This window comes from Brevundimonas sp. SL130 (assembly GCF_026625805.1).
Lineage (GTDB): Bacteria > Pseudomonadota > Alphaproteobacteria > Caulobacterales > Caulobacteraceae > Brevundimonas.
This window is the reverse complement of the sequence record NZ_CP113064.1, coordinates 3,084,998-3,103,151: the sequence shown is the minus strand read 5'-3', so window position 1 is coordinate 3,103,151 and position 18,154 is coordinate 3,084,998. Positions and strand designations below refer to the sequence as shown.

At 65.6% G+C, this 18,154-nt stretch carries 15 protein-coding genes and 1 pseudogene; 9 read left to right on the top strand and 7 right to left on the bottom strand.

Annotated features, from left to right (window positions below; genetic code table 11):
* Nucleotides 1-19: 19 nt before the first annotated feature.
* The 9 genes and pseudogenes from aguB to OU998_RS15085 all read left to right on the top strand — a co-directional run bounded on the left by aguB (nt 20) and on the right by OU998_RS15085 (nt 9,874).
* A complete protein-coding gene (gene aguB, locus OU998_RS15125; protein ID WP_267514483.1) occupies nt 20-883 on the top strand; it encodes an N-carbamoylputrescine amidase in 864 nt (287 codons plus the stop codon).
* Nucleotides 884-974: 91 nt separating this feature from the next.
* The gene (locus OU998_RS15120; RefSeq protein WP_267514482.1) at nt 975-2,114 is read left to right on the top strand and encodes an isobutyryl-CoA dehydrogenase; all 1,140 of its coding nucleotides are present in this window, start codon (nt 975-977) and stop codon (nt 2,112-2,114) included.
* A gap of 66 nt (nt 2,115-2,180) precedes the next feature.
* On the top strand, nt 2,181-2,462 hold the full coding sequence (locus tag OU998_RS15115) for a type II toxin-antitoxin system Phd/YefM family antitoxin (protein WP_267514481.1): 282 nt from the start codon (nt 2,181-2,183) through the stop codon (nt 2,460-2,462).
* Nucleotides 2,443-2,853 (top strand): type II toxin-antitoxin system VapC family toxin, encoded by a 411-nt coding sequence (locus OU998_RS15110; protein ID WP_324287968.1) that lies wholly within the window; start codon nt 2,443-2,445, stop codon nt 2,851-2,853. Before OU998_RS15115 ends, OU998_RS15110 begins: the two co-directional genes overlap by 20 nt.
* A gap of 7 nt (nt 2,854-2,860) precedes the next feature.
* Nucleotides 2,861-3,922, top strand: coding sequence for an enoyl-CoA hydratase/isomerase family protein (locus tag OU998_RS15105; protein WP_267514479.1), 1,062 nt, complete (start codon nt 2,861-2,863; stop codon nt 3,920-3,922).
* A 16-nt stretch (nt 3,923-3,938) separates the two neighbouring features.
* Nucleotides 3,939-4,850, top strand: a pseudogene (gene mmsB, locus OU998_RS15100) (3-hydroxyisobutyrate dehydrogenase); the annotation flags it as partial.
* A 94-nt stretch (nt 4,851-4,944) separates the two neighbouring features.
* Nucleotides 4,945-5,901, top strand: coding sequence for a flavin reductase family protein (locus OU998_RS15095; protein WP_267514477.1), 957 nt, complete (start codon nt 4,945-4,947; stop codon nt 5,899-5,901).
* A gap of 75 nt (nt 5,902-5,976) precedes the next feature.
* A complete protein-coding gene (locus OU998_RS15090; RefSeq protein ID WP_267514476.1) occupies nt 5,977-7,170 on the top strand; it encodes an acetyl-CoA C-acyltransferase in 1,194 nt (397 codons plus the stop codon).
* 427 nt (nt 7,171-7,597) lie between these two features.
* Complete coding sequence (locus OU998_RS15085) at nt 7,598-9,874, top strand: TonB-dependent receptor (protein ID WP_267514475.1); 2,277 nt, start codon at nt 7,598-7,600, stop codon at nt 9,872-9,874.
* Nucleotides 9,875-10,052: 178 nt separating this feature from the next.
* Here the strand turns inward: OU998_RS15085 and gyrB are convergent, their stop codons facing one another.
* The 7 genes from gyrB to rpsT all read right to left on the bottom strand — a co-directional run bounded on the left by gyrB (nt 10,053) and on the right by rpsT (nt 18,090).
* Nucleotides 10,053-12,479: a DNA topoisomerase (ATP-hydrolyzing) subunit B gene (gene gyrB, locus OU998_RS15080; protein ID WP_267514474.1), complete on the bottom strand. Its 2,427-nt coding sequence runs from the start codon at nt 12,477-12,479 to the stop codon at nt 10,053-10,055.
* 229 nt (nt 12,480-12,708) lie between these two features.
* Nucleotides 12,709-13,032, bottom strand: coding sequence for a type II toxin-antitoxin system RelE/ParE family toxin (locus tag OU998_RS17115; RefSeq protein WP_420709760.1), 324 nt, complete (start codon nt 13,030-13,032; stop codon nt 12,709-12,711).
* A complete protein-coding gene (locus OU998_RS15075) occupies nt 13,029-13,265 on the bottom strand; it encodes a ribbon-helix-helix domain-containing protein (protein ID WP_267514473.1) in 237 nt (78 codons plus the stop codon). The genes OU998_RS17115 and OU998_RS15075 overlap by 4 nt, the downstream gene beginning before the upstream one ends.
* Nucleotides 13,266-13,298: 33 nt before the next feature.
* Entirely contained in the window at nt 13,299-14,432 is a 1,134-nt protein-coding gene (gene recF, locus OU998_RS15070) for a DNA replication/repair protein RecF (protein ID WP_267514472.1), read from the bottom strand.
* Between the two features lie 92 nt (nt 14,433-14,524).
* Nucleotides 14,525-15,643 (bottom strand): DNA polymerase III subunit beta, encoded by a 1,119-nt coding sequence (dnaN, locus tag OU998_RS15065; protein WP_267514471.1) that lies wholly within the window; start codon nt 15,641-15,643, stop codon nt 14,525-14,527.
* Between the two features lie 261 nt (nt 15,644-15,904).
* Nucleotides 15,905-17,365 (bottom strand): chromosomal replication initiator protein DnaA, encoded by a 1,461-nt coding sequence (dnaA, locus tag OU998_RS15060; RefSeq protein ID WP_420709759.1) that lies wholly within the window; start codon nt 17,363-17,365, stop codon nt 15,905-15,907.
* Between the two features lie 455 nt (nt 17,366-17,820).
* On the bottom strand, nt 17,821-18,090 hold the full coding sequence (gene rpsT, locus OU998_RS15055; RefSeq protein WP_135194610.1) for a 30S ribosomal protein S20: 270 nt from the start codon (nt 18,088-18,090) through the stop codon (nt 17,821-17,823).
* Nucleotides 18,091-18,154: the final 64 nt, after the last annotated feature.

Below are 18,154 nucleotides of genomic sequence, written 5' to 3'. Positions count from 1 at the left end.
TATTCACTCGGAGCCTAGCATGACCCGCACCATCACCGTCGCCGGCATCCAGACCTCTTATGGCGAGGATATGCAGGCGAACATCGCCAAGACCATCGACTTCGTGCGTGAGGCGGCGTCGAAGGGCGCACAGGTGATCCTGCCGTCGGAACTGTTCCAGGGGCCGTATTTCTGCGTCTCGCAGGAGGAGCACTGGTTCAGCCAGGCCTATGAATGGCGCGAACATCCCTGCGTGTTGGCCATGGCGCCCGTGGCCAAGCAATTGGGCGTGGCCATTCCGGTCTCGATCTTCGAGAAGGACGGGCCGCAGTATTACAATTCGATGGTCATGCTGGACGCGGACGGAGAGGCTCTGGGGATCTATCGCAAGAGCCATATCCCCGACGGTCCGGGTTATCAGGAAAAATACTATTTCCGGCCCGGCGACACCGGATTCAAGGTCTGGAACACCCGGTTCGGCAAGGTCGGGGTCGGCATCTGCTGGGACCAGTGGTTCCCGGAAGCCGCGCGGGCAATGATGCTGATGGGCGCCGACGTCCTGATGTATCCGACGGCCATCGGCACCGAGCCGCACGACGCCACCCTGCACACGGCCCAGCCCTGGCGGCGCGCCATGCAGGGGCACGCGGTGTCCAACGCCGTGCCGGTCGTCGGCGCTAACCGCATCGGCCATGAGACGGTGACCGAGGTCGGCCAGACCTTCTACGGCCATTCCTTCATCGCCGATCAGCAGGGCGATCTGGTCGAGAGCCTGGACGCCGAGGAGGAGGGTGTGCTGGTGCACCGTTTCGACCTGGACGAACTGGACAAGTATCGCGCGGCCTGGGGCTTCTTCCGGGATCGGCGGACGGATCTGTATGGGGTGCTGACGGGGGCGAGATAGTCAGCCATCATCATCCTGGGGCGTATCCCATTGCTGTCCAGTGTGGCCGGTGGTCGGGACGCCCCAGGATGATTGAGCAGGTTTAGAGATCATGGATTTCGCCCTTACCGATGACCAGCGCGCCATTCAGGACGCGGCGCGCGCCTTCGCCGAGGCCGAACTGGCGCCCCATTCGGCGCGCTGGGACGAGGAGAAGCATTTCCCCGTCGCGGTGATGAAAGAGGCGGCCGAGATGGGCTTCTGCGGCATCTATACGGCTGAGGAACACGGCGGCATGGCCCTGGGCCGGGTCGAGGCGGCGCTGATCTTTGAGGAGCTGTCGCGCGGCGATGTGGCGACGGCGGCCTTCATCTCGATCCACAATATGGCGACCTGGATGATCGACCGGTTCGGGTCGGACGATCTGCGCGCAAGCTTCGTCCCCGATCTGGTCGGCATGGAGAAGATCGCCTCCTATTGCCTGACCGAGCCGGGCTCCGGCTCGGACGCGGCGGCCCTGCGGACCACGGCGGTGCGCGACGGCGACCATTATGTCCTGAACGGCGCCAAGGCCTTCATCTCGGGCGCGGGGACCAGCGACCTTTATGTGGTCATGGTCCGGACCGGAGGGGAGGGCCCCAAGGGGATCAGCGCCGTCATTGTCGAGGCCGGAACGCCCGGCCTGTCGTTCGGCGCCCAGGAGCGCAAAATGGGCTGGAACGCCCAGCCGACCGCCATCGTCCAGTTCGACGACTGCCGTGTGCCGGTCGCCAATCTGCTGGGCGAAGAAGGGGCGGGCTTCCGCTACGCCATGGCGGGTCTGGACGGCGGGCGGCTGAACATCGCCGCCTGTTCCCTGGGCGGGGCGCGGCTGGCGCTGGAGACGGCGCAGGACTACGTCACGACACGCAAACAGTTCGGCAAGCCGCTGGGCGAGTTTCAGGCGTTACAGTTCCGCCTGGCCGACATGGCCACCGACCTGGAGGCGGCGCGGCTGATGGTGCTGCGCGGCGCCTGGGCCATCGACACTGATCATCCCGAAAAGACCAAATGGTGCGCCATGGCCAAGCGCCTGGCTACCGACGCCTGTTTCCAGATCGCCGACGAGGCCCTGCAACTGCACGGCGGCTACGGCTATCTGAAGGACTATCCGTTGGAACGGATCGTGCGCGACTTGCGGGTCCACCGCATCCTGGAAGGGACCAACGAGATCATGCGGGTGATCATCGCGCGGGAGATGGGGCGAGAGTGACGCAGCCTATGGCCGCAATCCGCAAGACAGACTATGTTCTGACCATAATGGTCAGGAGGCCGCGCCATGCGTGAGGTCGGAGTGCTGGAAGCCAAGACCTCGTTCACCAGCTTGATCGCCGAGGTGGAGCGAACGGGAGAAGAAATATTAGTCACGCGGCGAGGGCGGGCGGCGGTCAAAATCGTGCCGGCCATGCCCCAGCGTCAAACCCTGTCGCCGGAAGAGCGCAAGGCCGTGGCAGAGAAGATCATCGCTTGGCGAGATGCTCAACCTATCGATCCGACCCTGGCCGACATGAGTTGGGACGAGTTGAAGCCACTGGTCCGCAATGAAAACCGTTACGATTGACGCCTCTTGCGCGATCAGCTGGCTCTTTCCTGAGCAACGCACCCAGGCGGCGGATCGATTGCTTTTGGACGAACAGGTCTACCGAACGGCGCCGGACGTCTTCGTGTGGGAGATCGGGAATTTTATCTCGTTGCGGGTAGGACGCGGCCGCGCCGATCTGGATCAGCTACGCGAGAAACTGGATCAACTGGACATCCGGCTGACGCCGCCGCGAGACAGCGAGGCGGCGCTGGCGCTGATCGGCCCCTCCGTGACGCACGGACTCAGCCTGTTCGACACCGCCTATCTACTTCACGCCTTGGGGAACGGCGGTGCTCTCGCGTCCCGGGACGCCGCTTTGCTGGATGCCTGCCGCGCCGTCGGCGTGGATGTTTTTGATCTGCGGGATTGAGCCGATAATGAACCCCGAACCCGAAATCATCGCCCGCGTCGAGAACGGCGTCGGCCGCATTACCCTGAACCGGCCCAAGGCCATCCATGCCCTGAACCGGGCGATGTGCGAGGCGATGATCGAGGCCTTGGCGGCCTGGCGCGCGGACGCGTTGGTGACGTCGGTGCTGATCGACCATGCCGGCGAGCGCGGCTTCTGCGCCGGGGGCGACATCCGCATGATCGCCGAGAGCGGGGCGGGGGACGCGTCCGAGGCCAGGGCCTTCTTCCTGGCGGAATACCGGCTGAACCACCTGATGTTCGACTATCCCAAGCCGATCACGGCCATTGTGGACGGGATCGTCATGGGCGGCGGCGTCGGGATTTCGGAGCCGTCGGCGATCCGTATCGCCACGGAGCGGACGACCTACGCCATGCCGGAGACGGGCATCGGCCTGTTCCCTGATGTCGGCGGCGGCTGGTTTCTGCCGCGTCTGCCGGGCCAGACCGGCGTCTGGCTGGCGCTGACGGGCGTGCGTCTGAAGGTGGCGGACACGGTGGCGTTGGGAATCCATACTCATTTCGTGCCGGCCATCGATATCGAGGGGTTCAAGGCGGCGCTGCTGGCGAACCCGTCGGACCCGCTGGAGGAGGCGAACCGCTGGGTCTGCCCGACCGAGCCAGAAGAGGCGCCGCTGAACCCCCACCGTGACGCCATCGACCGGCTGTTCGCCCATGACAGGGTCGAGGACATCTTTGCGGCGCTGGAGACGGAAGGCTCGGACTGGGCGCTGGCCCAGCTGGCGACGCTGAAGACCAAGTCGCCGCAGTCGCTGAAGGTCACCTTGCGCCAGTTGCGTGTCGGCGCCGCCCTGACCTCCTTCGCCGAGAACATGGCGATGGAATATGCTCTGGGCGGCCGGGTGGTGCGCACCCACGACTTCCAGGAGGGGGTGCGGGCCGTGATCGTGGACAAGGACAATGCGCCCCGATGGTCCCCGGCGGACCTGTCGGGTGTGACGGACGAGATGCTGGACGCGCTGTTCACGCCGCTGCCGGACAACGAAAAATGGACGCCCCTCGACAGATAGGGGCGCCGACCAAGGGAGAGAGACCATGACCAAGATCGCCTTCATCGGCCTGGGCAATATGGGGGGCGGGATGGCGGCCAATCAGGCCAAGGCCGGCCATGCGGTGGCCGCCTTCGACCTGAGCGCCGCCGCCCTGGAACGGGCGCGCGAAGCAGGCTGTAGGCCCTCAGGATCGGTCGCAGAGGCCGTGGCCGACGCCGAGGCGGTCATCACCATGCTGCCCGCCGGACCCCATGTGCATAAGGTCTATGCCGAACAGATCATCGGCGCCGCCCCGTCCAGCGCCCTGCTGCTGGACTGTTCGACCATCGACGTCGAGACGGCGCGCAAGGTGGCGGGTCTGGCCAAGGAATCGGGCCACGCCTTCGCCGATGCGCCGGTTTCGGGCGGGACGGTGGCGGCCGAAGCGGGAACCCTGGCCTTTATGGTCGGCTGCGACGAAGGCGATTTCAGCCGGGTCGAGACCGCGTTGGAGCCGATGAGCCGGATCACCATCCGCGCCGGCGACCACGGCGCCGGTCAGGCGGCCAAGATCTGCAACAACATGCTGCTGGGCGTCTCCATGCTGGGGACGTGCGAGGCGATCGCCTTGGCCGAGAAGCTGGGTCTGGATCCAGAGCGGTTCTTTGAAATCGCGTCCAAATCCACAGGCCAGTGCTGGAGCGTGAACAGCTATTATCCCTGGCCCGGCCCGGTGCCCACGGCCCCGTCGAACCGCGGCTATCAAGGCGGTTTCGCCGCCGCCATGATGCTGAAGGATCTGAAGCTGGCCCAGGATGCGGCGGCCAAATCGGGCGCCTCGACCCCCTTGGGCGCCCAGGCCGAAGCGATGTACGCCCTGTTCGACGGCCTGGGTCACGGCGGTCGGGACTTCTCGGCCATGTTGCAGATGCTGCGCGGACGGTTGGCGGATCTCGACGCCGGATGATCCGATCCCCGATTGCGGGCGTAAATCGTGGCGTCGGCGGTTGGACCTGCCCTATTAGACGTCTCTTACCGCTCGCTTTGGACAACCACGCCTCATGATCGCATCGCCGCCCCGGATCGGAGGCCTGGAGGTCCAGGGTTGGGGCGATCCGGAGGATCCCGTCGTTCTGCTGATCGGACCGCTCGCGTCGCTGTCGCCCGACTGGATCCAATGGGTTCGAGCGTTGGTCGAGGCCGGGCGTCATGTGCTGTCGGCGACGGGGCTGGACGAAGGGGAAGAGGCCACGGCCCTGCGCGGCCTGTTGACCGACATCTCGTCTCGTCCCGCCATCCTGTGTTCGGCCGAGACCCTGGCGCGGGTCGCTCCGGCCTTGATCGTCTCTGGGCCGCCTCTGGCCAGTTGCCTGATCGTCGTGGGCGAAGCCCCGGCCGTGACGACCGCGCCCCTGGAGGGGCTGCCGATCCTGACGTTGAGGCCCGATACCCTGTCCGAGTCGGGGGAGGCGGCCGACGCCGTCATCCTGGCTTTCCTGGAGCGACAGGCGCCTCGCGACGCCCTCTACTACCAGGCCGGATCAGATCCGCGTACCCTGCGCGACGCCCTGGGCTGCTTCGCCACCGGGGTGACGGTGGTGACGACCTTGGACGAGGCGGGCCAGCCGGTCGGCCTGACCGCTAACTCCTTTTCCTCGGTGTCGCTGGATCCGCCGCTGATCCTGTTCTGCCTGGCGCGCAGCTCGTCCAATCTGGAGCGGTTCCAGCGGGCCGAGCATTTCGCCATCAACGTCCTGCACATCGGCCAGCAGCCGATGTCGGGCGCCTTCGCCCGGTCGTCGGCCGAACGGTTCGACGGCGTCGCCTGGGAGACCTGGGAAACGGGCGTCCCCATTCTGTCCGGTTCGCTGGCCAGTTTCGAATGTGCGACCCATCAGGTGGTCGAGGCCGGCGATCATCTGGTCTTCATCGGCCGGGTGACGCGCGCCCGGTTCGAACCGCGCCGCGATCCGCTGCTGTATTTCCGGGGCCGCTACCGACGGCTCCATTTCGCCTGATCGCAGCAGGCCGCCCGGTTCACATCGGGCGGTCGGATCGCTATCTCAGAGCCCAAAGCCAGAGGAAGCTCGACCATGTCCGCCGATCCCGTCGTCATCGTCTCCTACGCCCGCACGCCGATGGGCGGTTTCCAGGGCGCGCTGTCGGACGCCAAGTCCACCGACCTGGGCGCGACGGCGGTGAAGGCGGCGCTGGAGCGGGCGGGTCTGGCGCCGGACAAGGTCGAACAGATCATCATGGGCTGCGTCCTGCCCGCCGGTCTGGGCCAGGCGCCGGCGCGTCAGGCGGGTATGGGGGCGGGCCTGCCGATCTCGACCGAGGCGACCACGATCAACAAGATGTGCGGCTCGGGCATGCAGGCCGCGATGATGGCGCGTGACGCCCTGCTGGCGGGGTCGGCCGAGGTGATCGTGGCGGGCGGCATGGAGTCGATGACCAATGCGCCGTATCTGATGCAGAAGCACCGGGGCGGCGCCCGGATCGGCCACGACGTCATCTCCGACAGCCTGTATCTGGACGGTCTGGAAGACGCCTATGAGCCCGGCAAGCTGATGGGGCAGTTCGCCGAGGACACCGCCAAGGCCTATCAGTTCACGCGAGAGCAGCAGGATGCCTATGCGACCGAAAGCGCCGGCCGGGCCAAGCGCGCCCAGGACAGCGGCGCCTTTGACGCCGAGATCACGCCGGTCGAGGTCAAGACGCGCAAGGGCGTGGTGGTCGTTGATCGCGACGAACAGCCCACCAAGTCCGACCCGTCCAAGATCCCCAATCTGAAGCCCGCCTTCGGCAAGGACGGCACCATCACCGCCGCCTCGGCCGCCTCTATCTCGGACGGCGCCGCCGCCCTGGTCATGATGCGCCAATCGACGGCGGATGCCCTGGGCCTGACCCCGGTCGCGCGGGTCGTCAGCCAGGCCGCCCACGCCCATGAACCCAGTCTGTTCACCACCGCTCCGGTCTTCGCCCTGAAGAAGGCTCTGACCAAGGCCGGTTGGACGGCTGAAGACGTCGATCTGTGGGAGGTCAACGAGGCCTTCGCCATCGTGCCGATGATCGCCATGCAAGAGCTGGGCATCCCCCACGACAGGATCAACGTCAACGGCGGCGCCTGCGCCCTGGGCCATCCGCTGGGCGCCTCGGGCGCGCGCGTCCTGACGGCCCTGTTGTCCGCCCTGAAGGCGCGGGGCAAGACGAAGGGCATGGCGGCCCTGTGCATCGGCGGCGGCGAGGCCACCGCCATGGGCGTCGAGCTGATCACAAAAGATTAGGATGGCGAGCGGACGGGGGCGGCATGGAACGCCCGCTGATGGCGCGGCCATGTATCCAAACGATTGATCCAATAAGCCTATCTGGTCGTTGCGGGGCCGACAAAGGGTCGCCCATGCTTTCGGCGAACCCAGTCCGCGTCATTTGCGCCCGACCAGCACCAAAAGATCAGCGGCCTGATGTTCGCGAAGACGGGCCAGCCCGCCGCAAGAATCTGACGTCCCTTCCCATCTGTCCTATCAATACATGCGATTGATAAAAGCTGTTTTACTGCTTGGTTAAACCGTGTTCGCTTGCTCGGTAACCGGTCCGCCAAAGAACCGGGAACCAAGCATTAGGGAACAGGCCGTCCATCCATTCGCAATCAAACGTCCCGTTGAGGGGCGGGCCTGCTTGCGCCTTGTGGAACGGTCGCAAAAGGGAAACGCCATGCGCTACATCATGATGACATCCGTCGCCGTCCTGGCCCTGGCCGCCGTGTCGGCGGCTTCCGCTCAGGATACGGAGCCCGACGCCCAGACCCGTTCGGATGGACAGGCCACCCTCGACGAAATCATCGTCACGGCCCAGCGCCGCAGTGAAAGTCTTCAACGCGCCGCAGTCGCTGTTTCGGCCGTGAGCGGCGAGGCGCTCGCCAACGCCGGTGTGAACGAAATCACGGGACTGACGCGGATGGTTCCGTCGCTTGTGGTCCAACCTTCAGGCGGTAATACGGCCTTCTACCTGCGGGGCGTCGGCACCTTGCCTGCCAACGCCTTCGCCGAGAACGCCATCGCCTACAACGTCGGCGGCGTCTACTATGGTCGGCCGAGCGCGCCCAACGGCAGCTTCTACGACCTGGAACGGGTCGAGGTGGTCAAGGGGCCGCAGGGCACCCTTTATGGGCGCAACGCCACGGGGGGAGCGATCAACGTCCTGCCGAACCGCCCGCGCATCGGCGATTTCGCGGCTGAGGCTACGGCCGAAATCGGCAACTATTCGCATCGCCGGTTCGCCGGCATGGTCAATCTTCCGCTTGGGGACACGGCTGCGGTGCGCTTCGCCTTCCAGGACGTAGAGCGCGATGGCTATATGTCGGACGGCTACGACGATGAAGACGCTACAGCCGGGCGGCTTTCCCTATTATGGCGGCCGAACGAGACCTGGTCCGTCCTGCTTGCCGCCGACTATTTCGCTCAGGGCGGAAAGGGGACCGGCGGCGTCACCGTGCCGAGCGATTTCTACCCCGCCGGCCCGGCCCCGTCCGAACGGATAGGCGGTTCAGATCCGCGCAGCGTCGCGGCCCTGACATCAAGGTTTCCGGGCCTCATCAACTCCGGGGTTGTCGTCGCTCCGCAGGACGACGGATTTCTGGACAGTCAGTTCTGGGGGCTTACGGCCACCATTGAGGCTGATCTTGGTGTGGGAGTCCTGACGGTGATCCCCGCCTATCGCAGGAGTGAACCGGATATTCTCTTCTGGAGCACGGGGTTTCAGGGGGAAGTCAGGGAAACCATCGACCAGTTCTCACTTGAGGCGCGACTGGCGTCCTCGAGCGACGGCCCCCTGCAATATGTCGCCGGTGCGTTCTTCTTCGACGAGGATGTCGATGCGGAGAATCGATTCTTCCAGGGCAACGCCTCCACAACTCATTTCTTCCCTCAGCAGGAGACGCGTAGCTACGCCCTCTTCGGTCAGGCCACCTATGCGCTGGCGGAGACCTTCCGGCTTGTTGCGGGCGGTCGCTACACGACCGAGGAAAAGAGCCACGAGACCTTGTTCCGTCAGTCGACGGGACCGCTCGGCAGCGCGACGGGGCCGTTCCTTCAGCTGTCCGGATCGCTGGATGTTGAGAAATTCACCTACAAGGCAGGGGTGGAATTCGATGCGAGGCCCGCTTCGCTCGTCTACGCCAACATCGCGACGGGCTTTAAATCCGGTGGCTTCTTCACGTCGGTGGGCGACAATACATATGACCCGGAAGAACTGACCGCCTACACTATTGGCGCCAAGAACCGGTTCCTGAATAATCGGCTTCAGTTCAACATGGAAGTCTTCTGGTGGGACTACAAGGACCAGCAGATTAGCTATAATGGACCTATCAGAGCCAGCGGCGCCGACTTTTACACCCAGGCCAATGTCACCACGAACGTCGGCGACGCCACCATCAAGGGCTTCGAGGCGGACATCCGCTTTCAGATGTCTGAGAACGGCGTCTTCGGCGCCAACATCCAGTATCTTGACGCAATCTACGATAGTTTTGTCTATAATGCCTTTTCGGCCCAGGGTGCAGCGCCGCGCGTCGCCTGTCCCTGGAAGGAGAACGAAAGCCTTGCCGTTGCAGCGCCGGCCCGAATCTACACGGTCGATTGTTCAGGATATTCGGCGATCAATTCGCCGGAGTGGTCGCTGAACCTCAGCTATGATCACACATTCCCTCTGGCGGGCGGTTTCGAACTGACAGCCGGGGTACGTGCGCGGATCGAGGCCAGCCGCTATCTGTCGATCGAGTATCTCGAGGAGCAACGCCAGGACGACTATATGATGAGCGATGCCTATATGACGCTGGATGCGCCATCCGGCGCCTGGTCCGCCAGCGCCTATGTCAACAATATCGAGGACGAAACGGTCTATTCGACCAGCTTCCCCCGCCCCATCCTGGGCGTGGTCTATAATGGCCTGAGACCGCCCCGCACCTATGGCGTACGGCTGACCGCTCGATATTAGAGCGAAATCGGCTGGGTCGGAATCGCAGGATTCCCCTTGTGTCGGATGGTGATCCAAGGTTGGGGCTGGATGGAAATCCAGCCCCAATGCCTCGTCCGTGTTCGGCGGATTTGAGAGAGCGACTAAGACGCGAGGATCTCAGTTTCCCAAACCCTGCACGTCGCCGAAGTCTATGCGATCAGACGTCGACCGCCGCATCCAGGGCGTTTTCCTGGATGAACTCACGCCGCGGTTCGACGACGTCGCCCATCAGCTTGGCGAACAGGTCGTTGGCGTCTTCCTCGTGCTCGACCGAGACCTGCAGCAGGGTGCGGGCGTTGGAGTCCAGGGTGGTTTCCCACAGCTGCTCCGGGTTCATCTCGCCCAGACCCTTGTAGCGTTGGATGGCCAGGCCCTTCTTGCCGGCGTCCAGCACCGCGTTCAGCAGGTCCAGAGGGCCGCGGATGGTGGTGGACTTTTCCTTGCGGCGATAGACGGCGGGGGCGGCGAAGACGCCGTCGCAGGCTGCGGCGCGTTCGGCCAGACGGCGGGCGTCCAGCGAGCGGATCAGGGTTTCTTCCAGCACGATGGTCTCTTGCACCGCGCGACGGGTGCGGGTGAAGACCACAGCGCCCTGTTCGCCCGGCGCGCCGGTCCAGTCGCCGTCGCCCTCTTCGGCGTACAGGTTCAGGCGGACGGCGGCGGCGGCAGAGGTCGCCGCCATGTCAGAGTGTTCGGCGAACAGACCGGCCAGGGCCGCCTGTTCGATGGCGAAGCCGGGCGCACGCTGGCTCAGGCGATCGACGCCGGCCTTGAAGGCCTTGGCCTCGCGCACCAGGGCCTGAAGATCCAGACCCAGGCGGCGTTCGCCGGTCGACAGGTCCAGCTCGGCCTCGGACGAGCCCTCCTCGATCAGATAGGAGTCCATCTCGGACTGGTCCTTGAGGTAGCGCGACTGCTTGCCTTTCGAGACCTTATAGAGGGGCGGCTGGGCGATATAGACGTGGCCGCGGGTGATCAGCTCGGGCATCTGCCGATAGAAGAAGGTCAGCAGCAGGGTGCGGATGTGGGCGCCGTCGACGTCGGCGTCCGCCATCAGGATGATCTTGTGATAGCGCAGCTTGTCGGCGTTGAAGTCGTCGCGGCCGATGCCGGTGCCCAGGGCCAGGATCAGGGTGCCGATCAGATCGGACGACAGCATCCGGTCGAAACGGGCGCGTTCGACGTTCAGGATCTTGCCGCGCAGGGGCAGGACGGCCTGGTTCTCGCGGTTGCGCGCCTGTTTGGCCGAGCCGCCGGCGGAATCGCCCTCGACGATGAACAGTTCGGACTTGGCGGGATCACGCTCCTGGCAGTCGGCCAACTTGCCGGGCAGGCTGCTGATCTCCAGCGCCGATTTGCGTCGGGTCAGGTCGCGGGCCTTGCGCGCGGCTTCGCGGGCCGAGGCGGCCTCGATGATCTTGGCGACCACCTGTTTGGCCTCGACGGGGTGTTCCTCGAACCATTGCGACAGGCCCTCGATGCAAAGGCCTTCGACGGCGGGGCGCACCTCGGACGACACCAGCTTGTCCTTGGTCTGCGACGAGAATTTCGGATCGGGCACCTTGACCGACAGGACGCAGGTCAGGCCCTCGCGGGCGTCTTCGCCGGTGACCGAAACCTTCTCCTTCTTGCCGGCGCCCGAGCTCTCGATATAGCTGCCCATGACGCGGGTCAGGCTGGCGCGGAAGGCCGACAGGTGGGTGCCGCCATCCCGCTGGGGGATGTTGTTGGTGAAGCACAACATCGTCTCGTGGTAGCTGTCGTTCCACCACAGGGCGAGGTCGATCTCGATCCCTTCCTTCTTGCCGCGAATGACGATGACGTCCTTCAGGATCGGCGTCTTGGACTTGTCGAGGTGGCGAACGAAGGCTTCGACGCCGCCTTCATAGTGCAACAGGATTTCGACCGGCTCGGCCCCGCGATGGTCCGACAGCTTGATGACCACGCCCGAGTTCAGGAAGGCCAGTTCGCGCAGGCGGTGCTCCAGCGTCTTCAGGTCGAAGTCGATGTGGCTGAAGGTGGTGACCGACGGATAGAAGGTGACTTCGGTGCCGCTGAGCGGTTTGCCGGTGTCCTCGCGGATCGGGGCGACGCCGGTGATCTCCAGCGACTTGACCGTGTCGCCGCGCTCGAATCGCATCTGGTGCGCCTTGCCGTCGCGATAGATCTTCAGCTCCAGCCAGTCGGACAGGGCGTTGACCACGGACACGCCCACGCCGTGCAGACCGCCCGAGACCTTGTAGGAGTTCTGGTCGAACTTACCGCCCGCGTGCAGCTGGGTCATGATGACCTCGGCCGCCGACACGCCTTCGCCTTCGTGGATTCCGGTGGGAATGCCGCGACCATTGTCGGTCACAGTGACCGAGCCGTCGGCGTTCAGAATGACCTGGACCAGGTCGGCGTGGCCGGCCAGAGCCTCGTCGATGGCGTTGTCCACCACCTCATAGACCATGTGGTGCAGACCGGAGCCGTCGTCCGTATCGCCGATATACATGCCTGGGCGTTTGCGCACCGCGTCCAGGCCTTTGAGAACCTTAATGGAATCAGCGCCGTATTCGGGCATGTCGGCAATCGGATCGGTCATGAAATCGGTCGTTGAGACGCCCGGCGGACGGGCTTCGAGACAGGGGGCGAACGACGCGAATCCGGGCGGCGTCCGAAGCGGGTAAGATATAGGAAATTTGACAGGAATTGCGAGCGAAACGGGCGGGCGGTGCGGGGTTTGTGCGGAGGTCTTCCGGCGGTGTGAAAACGGCGTAGTCGGTCGGTTCAATGCGGCGAATACGAAACTTGCCGCCGCAGCGCGGCCGAGGTCAGTGAGCGCTCGGGGAAAAAGCCTGTCTTAGGTCCCGCTGGGCGTGAAGAACACGCCACACGTCAATGACCCCTGGGCGTGCCTGATAGCAGACCAGATAGGGGAAGCCGGGGATCGGCCAGGTGCGGAGTTCGGGCAGTCCGAGGCTTGCACCCAGCAGGGGCGACCCGGCTTTCGGCGCATGGGCTAGACGGTCATAGGCGGCGGCCAAGCCATCGACGAACCGATCTGCCGTCTGCGAACCGACTTCCCGAGTGTAATAGTCAACGGTCTCCTCGACGTCGCGCAAGGCGGCTATGCGAGGAGAGACGGCGAACGTCATTCGGCCGCGCGGCGAATGCGATCACGCAGGCGTTCGAAATAGGCGTCGTCCACGATCTGGCCCGGTCCGGAATCCCGGCCTTCGATCAGCATGTCGCGCACACGCTTCTTTTCCTGCTCCAACTGCAGCAGGGCGAGGACATAGTCGCTGTCGGCGGCCAGACCCTGGTCGGCGACCTGAGCGTCGATGAAGGCCTTCAGGGAATCCGGCAGGGAGAGGGTCAGGGTCGCCATGGCCGTCAGAATAGCCGAACGCCGAGGCGGGGACTAGTCGCTCGCCAGCGCTCCGTCGGCGACGCGGACGAACTGGGCGCGGCCGTCCAGGCCGGCGAACAGGGCGCGTTCGGTGCCGGTCATGAAGGCCTGGAGGTTCAGGGCGACAATCTCGTCGAACAGGGCGGCGCGGCGGGCTTCGTCCAGGTGGGCGGGGGCCTCGTCCAGCAGAAGGACGGGGCGGGCGGCCTTGGCGGCGTCATGGTGCGAGAGGCGGCTGATCTGGGCCAGGATCAGGTTCAGGACCAGGGCCTTCTGCTCTCCGGACGAGCCCTCGGCGGCGGGGCGGTTCTTCTCGCGGTGAAGCGCGGTCAGGTCGGTGCGGTGCGGGCCGAACAGGGAGCGGCCGGCGGCGCCGTCGCGGGCGCGCGCCTTGGCCAGGCCCTCGCGGATCGCGGCGGCGATCTCGTCTTCTTCCGCCCCGGCCTCGGCCATCTGTTCGGCGGGCCCGTCCAGACCCAGGTTGGCCTGGGGGAAGGGGCGGTCGCTGCGGGCGTCGATGGCGGCCTGGAGCGCATGCAGGGCGGCGACGCGGGCCAGGGCGGCGCGGGCGCCGGCCTCGCCCAACCGGGCCTCCAGGGCGTCCAGCCAGACCGGGTCGGCCTCGCGTCCATCCTGTGCGTCGTTCAGCAGTCGCAGCCGCTCGCGCAGGGCCTTCTCATAGGCGGAGACGGCGGCGGCATGGTCGGGATCGGCGGCGAAGACCAGCCGGTCGAAGAATTTCAGCCGCTCGGCCCGGGCGTCGGAGAACAGCCGATCCTGTTCCGGCGTGGCCCAGACGGGTCGCAGATAATCGAGCAACCGCCCCGGCTGAGCCGTCTCGCCGTCGATGCGGACGATGCGCCGCGCCGCGCCCGCCGTCTGGACCCCGGTGCCCAGACGCGTCTCGTCGTCCAGTTCGACCATAACGGCCCAGGCGCGGCCTGTCGCCTCGCCGGGCTCGCGCCGACCCATTTCGGCGGCGGTCGCGCCCCTCAGCCCCTTGCCGGGGGTCAGCAGGCTGACGGCCTCCAGCAGATTGGTCTTTCCCGCCCCGTTCGGGCCGTGAAGCACCACGGGGCCGGAGGCGAGCTCCAGCCGAGCGCTCGCATAGGAGCGGAAGTCGGTGAGGGTGAGGGAGGTGATCAAGGAAGTGACGAGTGGCGAGTGGCGAGTGGCGAGTGGCGAGGAAAGCAGGGCGAGGTGTGCTCGCCACTCATCACTCGCCACTCGCCACTCGATCACACCCGCAACGGCATCAGCACATACTGAACGCCCGGATCGCCTGGATCGAGCACCAGCGTCGGCGAGGCCGGGTCGGCGAACCGGAAGGCGGCGTTTTCACCGGTGATCTGGCCGGCGACGTCCAGCAGATAGCGGGCGTTGAAGCCGATCTCGAACGGTTCGTCGGAATAGCCGATCTCGACCTCTTCCTCGGCCTGGCCGGCCTCCATATTGCGGACAGTCAGCTTCACCCGGTCGTTGTCGAAGGCCAGCTTCACCGACCGGCTCTTTTCGGCGGAGATGGTGGCCACGCGGTCGACGGCCTTGGCGAACAGGGCGTTGTCGATGTCGGCCTGTTTGTCATTGCCCTTGGGGATGACGCGCAGATAGTCGGGGAAGGCGCCGTCGATGACCTTGGACGTCAGGGACGCCTCGCCCATCTGGAAGCGGATCTTCTGGGCCGAGACCGTGACCTGGACCGGGCCGCCGGCGTCGTCCAGAAGGCGGCGGACCTGATCGATGGTCTTGCGCGGCACGATGACGCCGGGGCCGCCGGCCGCGCCCTCGGGCGCAGGGGTCTCGGCCAGGGCCAGGCGGTGGCCGTCGGTGGCCACGGCGCGCAGCAGGGGCACGCCCGCCTCGGCCACCGTGTGCAGGTACAGGCCGTTCAGATAATAGCGGGTTTCTTCAGTCGAGACGGCGAACCGCGTCTTGTCGATCAGGCGCGCCAGGTCTTCCTTGGGCATGACGTACGAGGCGCCGGCGCTGTCGGTGGACATGACGGGGAAGTCGCCCGCCGGCAGGACCGGCAGGTTGAAGCGCGACCGGCCGGCCGAGACCACCAGGCGGGGATCGTCGCCCGAATAGAGCAGCGACACCTCGGCGCCTTCCGGCAGCTTGCGCACGATTTCGTACAGGGTGTGGGCCGGGGCGGTGATCTGGCCCTCGACGTTCACCGTCGCCTCGGCCTCGTCCACCATCTCCATGTCCAGGTCGGTGGCCGCAAAGGCCAGCCGGTCCCGGCCCGCGCTGAGCAGGACGTTGGACAGGATCGGGATCGTGTTTCGACGTTCGACCACGCTCTGCACATGGCCCAGGGCCTTCAGGAGCGCGGATCGTTCGATGGTCAGTTGCATGTCGTCTCGCCCGGATGCAGCGACTCAGGCTGGAGCGCCGCGATAGAGGGCCTTGGACACTAGCGGATTGGGCGCAAGGAGCAAGGAAGGCGACCGAAGCCGTTCACAGATTTCTGTTTCTCCCTCCCCTTCATGGGGAGGGGCGGCGAAGCAAAGCGAAGCCGGGGTGGGGAAATGTGTAAGCGCTACGGTTCGCGCCCTTTCGGCCCCACCCGGATCGCTACGCGATCATCCCTCCCCATGAAGGGGAGGGAGATTCACTCAGCCCCGCAGCTTGCGCGTCAGGGCCTCGACGTCGCGGGCGATCTGGTCGTCCTGGCCCATCAGTTCCTCGATCTTGCGCACGCCGTGCAGGACGGTGGTGTGATCGCGACCGCCGAAGCGACGGCCGATGTCGGGATAGGAGCGGGTCGTGTGCTGTTTGCACAGATACATGGCCATCTGGCGCGGGCGGGCCACCGAACGGGTGCGGCGCTCGCTGAGTAGGTCGGCCTGTTTCAGGTTGAAGTGGTCGGCGACCGTCTTTTGGATTTCATCGACCGTGATGCGACGCTCCGGTCCGCCGCGCAGGGCCGCGCCCAGGAGGATCGAGGCCTCGTCGACCGAGACGGTCGACAGGCGCGAACCGGCGGCGGCGGCCAGGGTGTTCACAGCGCCCTCCAGCTCACGCATCGAGCCGGGCGTGCGATCGACCAGTTGGGCCAGAACCTCGGGATTGGCCTCGCCCTGGACGACGCCGAGGGCCGACAGGGCCTTGAGACGGTTCTGGGCCACGGCGATCTTCAGCTCGCGGTCGCCCGCCTCGACCGGGCAGGTCAGGCCGGCGGCCAGGTGGCTGCGCAGACGCGGCTCGACCTCGGTCAGGGCCATGGGCGCGCGGTCGGCCGAGAAGACGATCCGTTTGCCGTCCTCGATCAGGGCGGTCAGGGTCGAGAGCAGTTCTTCCTGGGTGCTCGTCTTGCCGCCGACGAACTGGACGTCGTCCAGCAGCAGCATGTCGGCCGAGCGTAGACTTTCCTTGAAGGCGGCGGTCGAACGGTCCTGCATCGCCTTGACGAAGGTGGACAGGAAGCGTTCGGCGGTCAGATAGACCACCTTGGCCTCGGGCCGCAGGCGCTGGGCCTCCCAGGCGATGGCGTTCAGCAGGTGGGTCTTGCCGTAGCCGTAGGGGCCGCAGAAGAAGACCGGGTTGAAATGGCCGTCAGCCCAGCTGGCCACCTGTTTGGCGATGGCCACGGCGAAGGCGTTGCCTTGCCCCTCGACGAAGCTGTCGAACGTCAGGCGGTCCTGCAGACCGGCCGCACGCACGGCGCGGGCGCCGTCAGCGATGGGGGCGACCGTGGGTTGGGCCAGGGCCGCCAGGCGCGGCGTGGCGTCCAGGACGTTGCCGGTGATGATGGCCGAGGCAGGGGGCGCCGAACCCACTTCGGCGCGGCAACGGACGTCCAGGCGACGGTTGAGGCCGTCCAGCCCCAGCCACAGTTCGTTCATGCGGCGCAGGGCGTTCTTGCGGACCCAGTCACGGGCATAGGCGGTCGGAGTGACCAGGATCAACTGGCCCGCAGAATCCATCCGCACGGCGGAAGGCGCGATATAGGACGAGAAGGGGCCGTCGCCGATTTCGGCCCGCAGGCGTACCGAAGCCTCGTTCCAGATCCGATCCGGGTCGGTCATGTTCGATCCGTTCACGCTACTCACTACCGCCGTCGCACCCCCAACCATAATTCCGCCACCCAATTCAAAAACTGTTCCGACCTTCGGCGCTTCAGGGCGATGGTTCAGGGACGACTTCTCCTGCGCCGAAAAGCGATGCTTTTCGGGCGGGGCCGAGCTCCTGGACAGACATCTCCCGCCAACGCGAAACTATCGTCCCGCGCCGTCTTCATCCGTGTTGGGATGGAAGTGCGTTAGAGGCCAAAACTTACGCCGCACGCCGGTCCGGTCAACGCTGATTCGTTGGTCGATTCGCAGTTAAATTGTTTGACTCCGTCAAACGCTAATCCTGCTTGGGAAATTCCCCAGTTCGGCGGTGTGGAGTCCGTATTCGCCCCTAAAGAGAGTTAACGGCCAAACGCAAAACGGCGAAGGAGCACATGCTCCTTCGCCGTTGAAAACGCGGACTAATGTCATAACGGAACGACGATAGCCGCTCCGTATGCTGGAAATCCCTTAAGGATTCAGGCGGCCGACAGCTTCTTCAGCTGGGCAGCCAGGCGCGACACTTTGCGCGACCCGGTGTTCTTGTGAACGACGCCTTTGGAGACGGCGCGCATCAGCTCGGATTGGGCCTCCACGAAAGCCGTCTTGGCGACAGCGGCGTCGCCGCCGGCCAGGGCTTCCTGGAACTTGCGCAGGTAGGTGCGGACGCGCGAACGACGCGCCTTGTTCACTTCGGTCCGCGCTTCGATCTTGCGGATCGCCTTGCGGGCGCCGGGGTTGTTAGCCATTTCAAACCTTCGAACGGAAAACGCCGCGGAGCACACGTCCACGGCGCGGAAATCTCAAGAGGGC

Coding starts and splice junctions, on each gene's coding strand:
- aguB (WP_267514483.1), top strand. CDS start 20: ATGACCCGCACCATCACCGTCGCCGGCATCCAGACCTCTTATGGCGAG.
- OU998_RS15120 (WP_267514482.1), top strand. CDS start 975: ATGGATTTCGCCCTTACCGATGACCAGCGCGCCATTCAGGACGCGGCG.
- OU998_RS15115 (WP_267514481.1), top strand. CDS start 2,181: ATGCGTGAGGTCGGAGTGCTGGAAGCCAAGACCTCGTTCACCAGCTTG.
- OU998_RS15110 (WP_324287968.1), top strand. CDS start 2,443: ATGAAAACCGTTACGATTGACGCCTCTTGCGCGATCAGCTGGCTCTTT.
- OU998_RS15105 (WP_267514479.1), top strand. CDS start 2,861: ATGAACCCCGAACCCGAAATCATCGCCCGCGTCGAGAACGGCGTCGGC.
- OU998_RS15095 (WP_267514477.1), top strand. CDS start 4,945: ATGATCGCATCGCCGCCCCGGATCGGAGGCCTGGAGGTCCAGGGTTGG.
- OU998_RS15090 (WP_267514476.1), top strand. CDS start 5,977: ATGTCCGCCGATCCCGTCGTCATCGTCTCCTACGCCCGCACGCCGATG.
- OU998_RS15085 (WP_267514475.1), top strand. CDS start 7,598: ATGCGCTACATCATGATGACATCCGTCGCCGTCCTGGCCCTGGCCGCC.
- gyrB (WP_267514474.1), bottom strand. CDS start 12,479: ATGACCGATCCGATTGCCGACATGCCCGAATACGGCGCTGATTCCATT.
- OU998_RS17115 (WP_420709760.1), bottom strand. CDS start 13,032: ATGACGTTCGCCGTCTCTCCTCGCATAGCCGCCTTGCGCGACGTCGAG.
- OU998_RS15075 (WP_267514473.1), bottom strand. CDS start 13,265: ATGGCGACCCTGACCCTCTCCCTGCCGGATTCCCTGAAGGCCTTCATC.
- dnaN (WP_267514471.1), bottom strand. CDS start 15,643: ATGCAACTGACCATCGAACGATCCGCGCTCCTGAAGGCCCTGGGCCAT.
- dnaA (WP_420709759.1), bottom strand. CDS start 17,365: ATGGTTGGGGGTGCGACGGCGGTAGTGAGTAGCGTGAACGGATCGAAC.
- rpsT (WP_135194610.1), bottom strand. CDS start 18,090: ATGGCTAACAACCCCGGCGCCCGCAAGGCGATCCGCAAGATCGAAGCG.